General features: G+C 57.8%; 4 protein-coding genes. All 4 read left to right on the top strand.

Annotated elements, in window-relative coordinates:
• On the top strand, positions 1-2,441 hold a 2,441-nt coding region (gene infB / locus ACIQY3_RS34215), incomplete at its 5' end, for a translation initiation factor IF-2 (RefSeq protein ID WP_403029075.1).
• 159 nt (positions 2,442-2,600) lie between these two features.
• Positions 2,601-3,002 (top strand): 30S ribosome-binding factor RbfA, encoded by a 402-nt coding sequence (rbfA, locus tag ACIQY3_RS34210; protein WP_403029072.1) that lies wholly within the window; start codon positions 2,601-2,603, stop codon positions 3,000-3,002.
• Positions 3,003-3,005: 3 nt separating this feature from the next.
• Positions 3,006-3,923 carry a tRNA pseudouridine(55) synthase TruB gene (truB, locus tag ACIQY3_RS34205; protein WP_123405159.1) on the top strand — a complete coding sequence of 306 codons (918 nt, stop codon included), beginning with the start codon at positions 3,006-3,008 and terminating at the stop codon, positions 3,921-3,923.
• A gap of 115 nt (positions 3,924-4,038) precedes the next feature.
• Positions 4,039-4,308, top strand: a complete 270-nt coding sequence (gene rpsO, locus ACIQY3_RS34200; protein ID WP_403029068.1) for a 30S ribosomal protein S15 — start codon at positions 4,039-4,041, stop codon at positions 4,306-4,308.
• Positions 4,309-4,529: the final 221 nt, after the last annotated feature.

Below are 4,529 nucleotides of genomic sequence, written 5' to 3'. Positions count from 1 at the left end.
AAATGGCTGAGTTGTCTTACGAAGACAGGCATTATGTGCCCGCGCGTGACTATTACGACCGTTTTAGCCTGCTCACCGAACAAAATGCACGTAGTAAGATCACACTGCAGCGTAAAACCACCAGCACCCTGCGTGTTGCTGGCAGCAAAAGCATCAGTGTTGAAGTCCGTAAAAAGAAAGTGTTCGTACAGCGCAGCCCGGAAGAAATCGAAGCCGAGCGCAAACGCGAACAGGAAGAACGTCGCGCAGTAGAAAATGCTGCCCGTCAGAAGGCTGAAGAAGAAGCCAAGCGTCGCGCCGAAGAAGAAGCGCGTCGCCAGCCTGCTACTGCGCAAAACGCTACTAACGACGCTGTCGCAGCGCCTGCTGCGGTTGCCGAGCCAGTTCGCGAAAGCGCACCGGTTGTGGCGGCTGCACCAGCACCGTCTGCTGACGTTCGCAACAAGCAGAACGAACAGCGCCGTCCGGACAAACCACGTGCCGACGATAACAATCGTCGCAGCGGTGGTGGCGATGGCGAGCGCAAAAACGCTCCGCATCGTGCTTCGGTCAAAGAGAAAGCGCCTGCTCCACGCGTTGCGCCACGTACTACCGACGAAGAAAGCGATGGCTTCCGTCGTGGTGGTCGCGGCAAAGCCAAGCTGAAGAAGCGCAACGCTCACGGTTTCCAGAGCCCAACCGGCCCTGTAGTGCGTGATGTGCAGATTGGCGAGACCATCACTGTTGGCGATCTCGCCAACCAGATGTCGGTCAAGGCTGCTGAAATCATCAAGTTCATGTTCAAACTGGGTACTCCAGCGACCATCAACCAGGTGCTTGATCAGGAAACTGCTCAACTGGTAGCCGAAGAACTGGGCCACAAAGTGACCCTGGTCAGCGACACCGCCCTGGAAGATTCCCTGGCCGAGTCCCTGAAGTTTGAAGGTGAGACGTTCTCCCGTGCTCCGGTTGTGACCGTAATGGGCCACGTCGACCACGGTAAGACCTCGCTGCTCGACTACATCCGTCGTGCCAAGGTAGCTGCTGGCGAAGCCGGTGGTATCACCCAGCACATCGGTGCGTACCACGTTGAAACTGATCGCGGCATGGTCACTTTCCTCGATACCCCGGGTCACGCTGCGTTTACCGCAATGCGTGCCCGTGGTGCCAAGGCGACTGACATCGTGATCCTGGTGGTTGCAGCGGACGACGGCGTAATGCCGCAGACAATTGAAGCTGTCCAGCACGCCAAGGCTGCCGGTGTTCCACTGGTTGTTGCCGTGAACAAAATCGACAAGCCGGGCGCCGATCTCGATCGCATCCGTAGCGAACTGTCGGTTCACGGCGTGACCTCGGAGGAGTGGGGCGGCGACACCCCGTTCGTATCGGTTTCGGCGAAAGTCGGTACTGGCGTGGACGAGTTGCTCGAAGCTGTTCTGCTGCAAGCCGAAGTTCTGGAACTGAAAGCGACTCCATCGGCCCCAGGTCGTGGTGTCGTGGTTGAATCGCGTCTCGACAAAGGTCGTGGCCCGGTTGCTACCGTTCTGGTTCAAGACGGTACCCTGCGCCAAGGCGACATGGTCCTGGTCGGTTCGAACTATGGCCGTGTACGTGCCATGCTCGACGAGAACGGCAAGCCAATCAAGGAAGCCGGTCCTTCCATCCCTGTCGAGATCCTCGGCCTGGACGGTACCCCGGACGCTGGCGACGAGATGAGCGTGCTGTCGGATGAGAAGAAAGCCCGTGAAGTGGCTCTGTTCCGTCAAGGCAAGTTCCGCGAAGTCAAACTGGCCCGTGCTCACGCTGGCAAGCTTGAAAACATCTTCGAAAACATGGGTCAGGCAGAGAAGAAGACGCTTAACATCGTCCTCAAATCCGACGTCCGTGGTTCGCTGGAAGCGTTGAACGGTGCCTTGAACGGCCTGGGTAACGACGAAGTGCAAGTGCGTGTTGTGGGCGGCGGCGTCGGTGGTATCACCGAGTCCGACGCTAACCTGGCACTGGCCTCCAACGCTGTACTGTTCGGCTTCAACGTGCGTGCCGATGCTGGCGCTCGCAAGATCGTCGAGCAGGAAGGCCTGGATATGCGTTACTACAACGTAATCTACGACATCATCGAAGACGTCAAGAAAGCCCTCACCGGTATGTTGGGCAGCGATGTTCGCGAGAACATCCTGGGTACCGCTGAAGTGCGTGACGTGTTCCGTTCGCCGAAGTTTGGCGCGATCGCCGGTTGCATGGTTATCGAAGGTGTTGTTCACCGTAACCGTCCAATCCGTGTACTGCGTGAAGACATCGTTATCTTCGAAGGCGAGCTGGAATCCCTGCGCCGCTTCAAGGATGACGCTTCCGAAGTACGTGCCGGCATGGAATGCGGTATCGGCGTGAAGAGCTACAACGACGTCAAAGTCGGTGACAAGATCGAAGTCTTCGAGAAGGTTCAGGTTGCTCGCAGCCTCTAACTCGCGTACTTCAAGGGCCACGGTGAGCCGCTGCATGCAAATGCGCGGCACAGCGTCAGGACTCTAAACGCAACGCCCGGTCTGGCTTTTGTCAGGCCGGGCGTTTGCCGCTTTCAGACCCCACGGGTTTCACCGTGAGGCAGTAACAGGTAACAAGACATGGCAAAAGAATACAGCCGTACCCAACGTATCGGCGATCAGATGCAGCGTGAGCTGGCACAGCTGATCCGTCGTGAAGTCAAAGACCCGCGCGTCGGCCTGGTCACCATTACCGCTGTTGAAGTCAGCCGTGACGTCGGTCACGCCAAGATCTTCATCACCGTGATGGGGCAGGACAGCGCCGAAGACATCGCGCAAAGCATCAAGGTGCTCAACTCCGCCGCCGGTTTCCTGCGCATGCAGTTGGCTCGCGAAATGAAGTTGCGCAGCGTTCCTCAGTTGCACTTCCACTATGACGAAAGCGTCGTGCGTGGCGCGCACCTGTCGGCCCTGATCGAGCGTGCGGTGGCTGAAGACAATCAGCACCCGGTAACGGCTGAACCCGAAGACGCCAAGGAGTAATCGGTGGCTCAGGTCAAACGTATCCGTCGTAACGTCAGCGGCATCATCCTGCTCGACAAACCGTTGGGGTTCACTTCCAACGCGGCGCTGCAGAAGGTCCGCTGGTTGCTGAACGCCGAGAAGGCCGGGCACACCGGTAGTCTCGATCCGCTGGCCACCGGTGTGTTGCCGTTGTGCTTCGGCGAGGCCACCAAGTTCTCGCAATACCTGCTCGACTCCGACAAGGCTTATGAAACCCTGGCGCAACTGGGCAAGACCACCACCACGGCGGATGCTGAGGGTGAAGTTTTGCAGGAGCGGCCGGTGACCGTTGGTCGCGCCGATGTCGAAGCGGTTTTACCCGGTTTTCGTGGGCAAATCAGTCAGATACCGCCGATGTACTCGGCGCTCAAGCGTGATGGCCAGCCGCTGTACAAGTTGGCCCGTGCAGGCGAAGTAGTGGAGCGCGAACCGCGTTCTGTTACTATTGCGCGCTTGGAATTGCTGGCCTTCGAGGGTGATACTGCGCGACTTGCGGTGGATTGCAGCAAAGGCACCTATATCCGCACCCTGGTGGAGGATATCGGTGAGCAACTCGGTTGTGGCGCTTACGTTGCTGAATTGCGACGTACCCAGGCCGGGCCTTTCACGCTGGCGCAGACTGTCACGCTTGAAGAGTTGGAAGCCGTACACGCCGAAGGCGGCAACGAAGCGGTTGATCGCTTCCTGATGCCATCGGACAGCGGCTTGCTGGATTGGCCGCTGTTGCAGTTCTCGGAGCACAGCTCGTTCTACTGGCTCAACGGCCAGCCGGTACGAGCCCCGGATGCACCGAAGTTCGGCATGGTACGGGTACAGGATCACAACGGTCGCTTCATCGGTATCGGTGAAGTGAGCGAAGACGGGCGCATCGCGCCGCGTCGACTGATTCGGTCAGAATGACCGGACGAGGGTGGCTGTTAACAGGCACGGTCACTACTCATTTTTAGATACAGGGATTTGTCCCTGGCCTGTTGAAACCGTCCTCTGGATGGTTTCCTGATAAAAGGATTGCCTCATGGCTCTCGACGTTCAAGAAAAAGCTCAAATCGTAGCTGACTACCAGCAAGCTGTTGGTGACACAGGTTCGCCAGAAGTGCAAGTTGCACTGCTGACCCACAACATCAACAAGCTGCAAGGTCCCTTCAAGGCCACCGGTACAGATCACCACTCCCGTCGTGGTCTGATCCGCATGGTAAACCAGCGTCGTAAGCTGCTGGACTACCTGAAAGGCAAGGATCTGGGCCGTTACCAGGCTCTGATCGGTCGCCTGGGTCTGCGTCGCTAATAAGCGATTGCGCTAGAGGTTGGTTGTTTGCTGTGTGCCAGCGGGTTTCCCGCCGGTACATGGCAGGCTTCCAGCCTCAAGTTTTATCTGGATACACGTTTTACCCTGGACAGGCGTTGGGCCGATTCCCGACATTGCCCAAGAATTTCGCAAGAAGACAAGTTCCCCAAGAGCCACAAAGAAGGTAGGACACCGTGAACCCGGTAATCAAAAAATTCCAG

The organism is Pseudomonas sp. NPDC096950 (genome assembly GCF_044762525.1).
Classification (GTDB): domain Bacteria; phylum Pseudomonadota; class Gammaproteobacteria; order Pseudomonadales; family Pseudomonadaceae; genus Aquipseudomonas.
The sequence above is the reverse complement of the archived record's forward strand: the minus strand, read 5'-3'. Positions and strand labels throughout refer to the sequence as shown.